Annotated in this window: 5 protein-coding genes; 1 reads left to right on the top strand and 4 read right to left on the bottom strand. The window is 57.3% G+C overall.

From position 1 onward, the window contains the following. Positions 1–311: 311 nt before the first annotated feature. Positions 312–1,910 (bottom strand): DUF1254 domain-containing protein, encoded by a 1,599-nt coding sequence (locus ACIPUD_RS19490; RefSeq protein ID WP_446481361.1) that lies wholly within the window; start codon positions 1,908–1,910, stop codon positions 312–314. Positions 1,911–2,428: 518 nt separating this feature from the next. On the opposite strand from ACIPUD_RS19490, the gene ACIPUD_RS19485 reads away from it, so the two are divergent. After that, positions 2,429–2,575: a hypothetical protein gene (locus tag ACIPUD_RS19485; protein ID WP_377787578.1), complete on the top strand. Its 147-nt coding sequence runs from the start codon at positions 2,429–2,431 to the stop codon at positions 2,573–2,575. 378 nt (positions 2,576–2,953) lie between these two features. Here the strand turns inward: ACIPUD_RS19485 and ACIPUD_RS19480 are convergent, their stop codons facing one another. From ACIPUD_RS19480 to ACIPUD_RS19470, 3 genes are all read right to left on the bottom strand, one after another. After that, positions 2,954–3,220, bottom strand: coding sequence for an alpha/beta fold hydrolase (locus ACIPUD_RS19480; RefSeq protein WP_377787579.1), 267 nt, complete (start codon positions 3,218–3,220; stop codon positions 2,954–2,956). Positions 3,221–3,423: 203 nt separating this feature from the next. Beyond that, complete coding sequence (locus tag ACIPUD_RS19475) at positions 3,424–3,777, bottom strand: DUF1214 domain-containing protein (RefSeq protein ID WP_377787581.1); 354 nt, start codon at positions 3,775–3,777, stop codon at positions 3,424–3,426. A gap of 1,681 nt (positions 3,778–5,458) precedes the next feature. Then, on the bottom strand, positions 5,459–6,643 hold the full coding sequence (locus ACIPUD_RS19470; RefSeq protein WP_446481360.1) for a cation:proton antiporter: 1,185 nt from the start codon (positions 6,641–6,643) through the stop codon (positions 5,459–5,461). Positions 6,644–7,025: the final 382 nt, after the last annotated feature.

Raw genomic sequence — 7,025 nt, 5'->3', positions numbered from 1 at the left:
AGCCATTGAAAGTATAGGTGCCGCCAAACATTAAATCCCCATAGGCGATCGTCCTGATCGTCTGAAGGTTGTTTGACGCGACTAGCTCGATCACGCGGCATCGTCCTACGTCCCCCCAGCGCGGTTTCCTCCTTTGGAGGCTTTCGGACGCCGGCCCCCGTGTGCGCGGCAACACCGTCATGGGGCCGGCATCCGAAACCCTTCACACAAGCGGTCCTCTACGGCGCGCGGCAGGTCAGCTATGGGCGCAATAGCCGACGCCGCCACGCATGGGATGGTGGCGTCGCTCGCAGCCGAGGTAACAGCGGATGCTACTTCACCATCGCAATCTCACTCGGACGCCATTCCTTGGTGAAGAACGGCTCAAGCGGACTGTAAAGACGCAGGATAGTGAACCAACCTTTTTTCGGGTCGGTCTGTATCCAATTGCCACGTTTGACGTCCGCAGGCTGGGTCGGACTAAAGTAGATTGTCGTCGTGCCGTCGGCGTCCGTTTCGGCAGCGGGCGACGGATAACTCTGGCTACCAGCGCGCGGGTGGCGCTGCGGCGTGTCAAGCATAGAACGTGTCTGGTTGTCGTAGACCGTGAACGACCAGAAGTTCGCCTCCGGTATTCCCTTGGGTAGCGTCACTTTGTACGTCTTAGACCCGTCGAAGTAATTCTTGTCGGCATCCAGCATGTTCAGGAGGTATTGTGAGCCGATGCCAGGCACGCGCATCGCCATGGCTGGTGTGATACCGGTGACGTAGTAGAAGAAGGCGGTGCGCGCATCCAACTGCCGGTAGCCGGTAGCTGGGAAGGGCTTGACGCCCTCACGAGTTATCTCTGGGATCGGTGTCTCGAACTCGTACCCGGTGACGAACAAAAAGTTCATCCATGCAGAACCGGGATAATAGAACCAGTTCGGATCGCGAGGATTCATGAACAGGGAGCGCGAGGTAGCATTGGCGACCGCCAGGGCTTCAGCGAGAATTTTCTTCATCCTCGCGTCCGGTGCAAACGGTTTGTCCTTGACGATACCGACGGCTGCGACCGATCCCATTTGTTCGAGGTCGAGGGATGTAGCAGGCTCTTGCTGCACGATCTCATTTAGCATCTCATAGAAGCTGAAATCGTTGGGCGGAACGGTGTTCATCACCTTGCCGCTGCCTTCGTGAAACTTGGTGGGCGGCGGGTCTCCGATCCTGCCGAGCTTGGCTTTGCCGCTGAGGTACTCGGCAATAGGTGTTCCGACGCCGCCGGGTTCGAACGGGTAGATCTTGGTCGACTGCTTGATCGATGCGACCGCAGGTTTCGGGTCGTTTTTGTTTTCAAGAAAAGCGCGGCCCATGATCAAGAGCCGGTTGGTCCGCGATCGGGACACGAAGTAGCCGCCCTCCGGCACCGGACCGTCGTAGCCCGGAGGCAGGATGAGATACTTGCCACCGAGACCACGATCAGGACCAGGCTGGCCAAAATCGGTGACCCAGCGGAACCACATGTCGTCGAGCGCTCCAAGGACCTTGGGCGGCACTTCGAACACCATCGGGCCCTTGGAGACGTCGATGAAGCCAAGGAAGTACACCGTGTCTGCGTTAGCAGTCAGGAAGAGCGACTTTGCATCCATCAACTCGGAAAAGATGAGGATCTCATTGTCCTTCACCCCGGCCTCCAAGAAGCCTCTGCGGGCGGCGACTAAGCTCACCCCTTGCATGGTGTTTGCAAAGGCGTTGTAGGCGTGGGTGAAATCGATGAAATCGTAAGCCTTCTCCAAGGTGGCCTTTCCGGGCGCACCATCCTTGAAATCGAGCGTGCCGAGCCGCGTCTCGACTTTGTCCAGCGTAGTGATCGATGCAGGGACTTGAGCGGTCGCCATGCGGGGCAATATCAAGCCGGCGCAAACGGCTGCCAGGACGCAAAGACTTTTCATTCGCCGATCCTTTTCATGGGCTGTCGGAGGGGCCAATTTTTGCCAGATGGCTTGCGCGCCGACTATGCAATTTCGGCAACCAAGCGCAGCGCGTCATTTGCGCGCGGGATATGAGACGGCCATGTCCGTTTTGGGTCCACAAGCGTCAGTAGGCGACAACCTGGGTCGACGTTCGGTTTGGCCCTGACAGCCGATGAGACACCTGTTTCAGCGACGTTTAGCTGAGGGCCAATAGGCCGGTTCGCGCGGGCTGTAAACTTCCAGTCTAATTGAAAAAGCGGACGCCCTCGCCTTCGGGCGGCCATTCAGACGGACGAAGCCTAGACAAACGTGAAAAGTAACGGCTAGTCATTCGGATGGAGTGGATTCCGAATAGGCTGCGACGGGCAGATGTCAGGCTTCGGGCTAGGGCCGGCGCTCAGGTCGACTTACAACCTCTGTCGGAGCGCGGCGGCCGATGGCTGAAAGCAAACTTATTTCGCTTCCCGGGCGCGGTGTTGTCGCGGAAGCGAGGCTGCGTGGAGCTGTCAGAAGGCGACGTGATCGCGCTGCATCTAGTTGTCGAGCGGATCACGGAAGCCGGGCTGAAGGTACGGCTCTCGGGGCGCCTTCGCGGCTGGAACGGTGCGTCGCCTGTTTGGACTTTGCTGGTGCGCGAGCGTTAGCCGATCGGCCCGACATGGGGTCAGAGAGGTCGGTTTGGCAGCTCGCGCGACGTCCCATCTTCGTTAGCAAGCGGAATTGCAGCAACATGGTATGCACGTCAGATAAGGGGCGATCGCGTCGGTTGGCGTAAGGTTACGACATCCGCTCCGCCTTCACAAACAGACATCGACCCGCTGGTGGATCATCCCATGTCCAGCGGACTCCGATCATCGTCGGCCGGAAAAGTGATGGTCCATCGTCGCAGTTATTTCGGCGGCCGTATGCTAGACGAAGCACACTCATGGTCTCTTGGTGCTTGCATTGCCGGGATCAACTTTGACGGTCGGCTTTGTGAGAGGCCAATGACTCGTCGGCAATCTCGCGATCCAGCACCCCGCTCAGGACCGTATGAAGGAAAGCAGGTCGCTATTGATTAGCTCTGCATGCGTCGTTGGCATCTCATAGGGTAGTCCGGGATAGGACTTCAGGGTCCCGTGCTGGAGGAGCTTCACCGACCTTGCGCCGGTCGTCGGAAACGGACAAATCTGTTCGTCCTCGCCGTGCATCACCAGCACAGGGACCTTAATTACCTTCAAGTCGTCGAAGAATTCCGTCTCGGATAGCACCCTGATACATTCGTACTGGGCTATCGCGGCGCCCATCATTCCCTGTCGCCACCAGTTGTCGCGAATTCCCTGCGCGATGGCAGGACGTTGGGGGCGGAAGGACGGTCGAAAATGCGCTGAGGGCTCTTATCAAAATCGCGAGAGAGACCGACCGGCGCAGCAACGTGGGCAACCAGACGAACTTGGTCAGCAAGCGTGCTCCCGTTACTCGACAAGTTCCAGGTCAGGCGTCTTGAACGTCTTCATCCAAAACGTGTCCTCAGGACCTTAAAGTGGAAGCCACACGCACGCATCTTTGCCCGTCGTCGGTATCCAGTTTTTCCCGAATCGGCCAGCGCCTTGGGCCCTACATACAAATCGATGCTGCCGTCTCCATTGACGTTCATCTGATCTTTGTTGAATGAGCCGAGACCTGCTCGGTCCAACGGGTTGTCGACGAAGGCCCACGTTGCGCGATCATACATGGTCAAAGACCAGAACTGCCTCGCTGGAACGTCTTTAGGAATCGTGAGCCTGTAGATCTTTCCGGCCTCCAGTGGCTGACCACCGCTATCCGCGACAGGCGCGGGGTAAACGGTGCCAGCCTTATCGCTCAAAACCTGCGGATAGAACGTAAAGACGCAGCCCGCCTGTCGATCTCAACGCTGTCTTGTAGACAAAATCGAAACCCCGCTGCGCGTCAGGCACCATCACGAAGCTCCAATGCCGGTCCAGCCAATAGAGGCTAGATCAAATAGCTTCGTGTCGAGATTCTGCATGTAATGGTAGGCATCGACAATGCCCTTCTCCATCTCCGCCTTATACTTCTACCGGCCGGTGGAACGGCTTTCCCGGTTCAATGCCGATTGTGGCCAACATCCCCATCATCACCTTGTCGCGGGGTTGGACTGGCTCGACACTGACGATGTCGTAAATATCGTTCAATGCGCGGATGTCATAGAACGGCAGGGTGGGTAGAAGATAAGGTCGGCCATTGACGATCCGGGTTGGTCGCCGCCTCAGACAGGGGGTACATCTCCACAGTGGGATAGGCGGATGGATAAGAAAAAAGCAGAAAGTTTAAAGAACCGCGAGAATCATTACAGCCCTTAACGAAGACTTGGAAAGTGTGTGTTCAGATTCTTCAGATTTATTCCGCACCGTGCACAGGCTTCGAGCGTCTTTCGAGTTGCCCTCAGGAGGGCGGAGCGGCCGAATCGAGCGGTGTGGATGTCCAGCCGAAAAGACCCGCTGTAACCTACATAACCGACAAATAGTTCCAGGAAACCATGATGGTGAAGTGCGCTTATCAGGTTTCTTGCTACGCCAGAATCTACGCCGGTATCATTCGCGCGTACTCGAGACAGCGACAATCTCCTCCAGGTCGGCGGGCTGTCTGGTGGCAAGCAAATTAGTCCCTCGCGTACCACTGCACCTAGAAAACATTCCACTTCCGGTTTGAGCAGCGAGGGCTCCCGTCGCCTGATGATGCTCGGGTGCCCTTTGATACCGAACCATAAGGTGGACAGGACTTCGTGGGACGCATCGGAAAGCGCTCCGCAGGAGAGATCGACCGCCGGAAACCGCTTCGGTTCCGATTGACGATGTAGACAATTGGCACGACCAGACTGGTTGATCAAATAGCGCAGGCGGTTCTGGATGCTGGAGTAGCTGCGCTGCATTGTCGATGCGAGTTCATCTGTAGACTTCCCCTGAGAAGCCAACTCGAGAAGTCGGGCATCGTCGCTGTCGCTCCATCGTTTTCCGCCACGAGATCTGTCGGGGGGTGATACGTCCATACAGCTCAGATCTCCGATTTAAACGGCCGGACAAGAACTCGAGGAACTAACAGCGGAATACTGTTCCAAGAGCTCCGGCACGCAAATACCGTATCAACGTATGCAGCTCAACGATGAACGGACTGCAAGGGGGACATCGAGATGTCCAAAGATCTCGGCTTGCTCGAGCTGGCTTGCTCACAGGCCGAGCTTTGTAGTTTTTAACGACTCGTGCCGGTCAGACCAGTTGCTGCCGCGTAACCCAACGGCGCATGCACTTCGGCCAGGACTATCTCGCGACGCTCCTTCGCTGGCACGGGCGCATGTGCTCGCAGCTCAAGAGCGCCGCAGGGAGTCAGCGAACTTGATGGCATCCCCGTCGCTCGGAAATGCATGAAGAAGTTGCGAGGCGAGCCACTAGATTTTGGCCTGTGCAGCGCCGTCACCTCCATGCATCGCGTCCGCGGCGCAACGACGACCAGGTTCGCCTCAACCAGGCTCAATCGGCGCTGAAAGCCGCTTACCCGCGCCCGGGCCGCTCGTCGCGCCGTCTGTGAAGAAGCTGCCCAGCGATAGTCGGGAACAGCAGTACCGACAAAACTGCAGCTCCGACGAGCACGGAGCCCATCTGCTGGCTCATGGTTTTTGCACGAACGGCGATCTCGGTGATCACCACGACCAATGAAAGCGAGGCGACCGAACTGTACAGCGCAAAGGGTATCCGTTCTGTGGGCTTGAGGTCCTTTCGATACAAAAATACCGGAACACCTCGCACTAGCAGAAAAAGCACGAGCGCGACCGGTACTAGTAACATCGTGACGGCGCTACCCGTTATCGAGGCGAGATCGAATTTAATACCCGTGCCGACGAAAAAAAACGGAATGAACCAGCCGAAGAAGATGGCATCAATTTTCATTCGCGGCGCTTTTCCGTCCGGCCCTTGAGTACCTAGCCCTACGACTAATCCCGCAGCAAATGCTCCCAAGATGCTCTCAAACCCGAAGCGCTCCGACAGAACGAAGAAAGCGGCAAACAATAGCAGGGTGATACGAACCGGCAGCTGGGAGCTTCCATGCATCGAGCGAGTCAGGAGGGCCACAACACGTGGTGGGCGTAGCCCCAAACTGATTGCGGCTGTCAAAACGACGACCACAAGGAATGCCACCAGGAAACCAAACTCCTGGAAGGTCGTGTACTGCTGGCTAAGCAGCAACGACATTGCGACAATTGGTCCTAGTTCGCCCATTGTACCTGCGGCGATGAAAAAACGCCCGAACGGTGTGTCGAGTTGATTGGCATCACGCAAAATGGGTAGCAGCGTACCCAGCGCAGTTGTGGCAAGAGCCAATGCCACGATCATGGGATCATGGAGCGAACTCGCACGAAGGACGGCTGCCGCTAACACCGCAAGCAATACCGACATTCCCCACCCACCCACCGCAAGCAACAAGGGCCGGCCGCGAACTCTTTCGAACTCAAGCTCCATGCCCGCCATGAAGAGAGTGGCCGCCATCCCGAAGGCGAACATAGAGGCCAGGACGCCGTCGAATCTCACCCAGCCAAGAACTTGTGGGCCAATGATGACGCCTAGCATGACTTCAAGCACTACCGCCGGAACTCGAAATCCGATCGGAAGCTCTGCAAGCAGCGGTCCGGCGACGGCCATGACCAGAACCAGAAGGACAGGCGAATGAGTGTCAGCCAACATCTGGGTCCTAATGTTTGTTCACCGTGCCGAGCTCATGGGCCACGAACACGCGTCGTCTTGCGATTGGTCGAATGGAGGATGCCCCGAGCGGGCCGCGTTTAATCATGGCACCACGGCAAAGAATAAGTAACCAGCAAACATGACGAGATGCACGACCCCTGAAGCACCGTGGTTCGGCCGTGCCAGGGTGATGACGCCGAGAAGCAAAGTCAGGCGAGAAGCCCTGCTCCTCGGCATAGTCCAAGCTCCAGACGGATTCGAGCGATTCTTGATCGTGATTGATATTGTGACGCGCCACTATGCACTTTCGGCCGAGACTTGGCGCGATCCAACTCGTGCCAGTGCCTCCGAAGGCGCGCTCGGCCCGACCGATCTTGCC

It is taken from the genome of Bradyrhizobium sp. CAR08 (genome assembly GCF_052871955.1).
The sequence above is the reverse complement of the archived record's forward strand: the minus strand, read 5'-3'. Positions and strand labels throughout refer to the sequence as shown.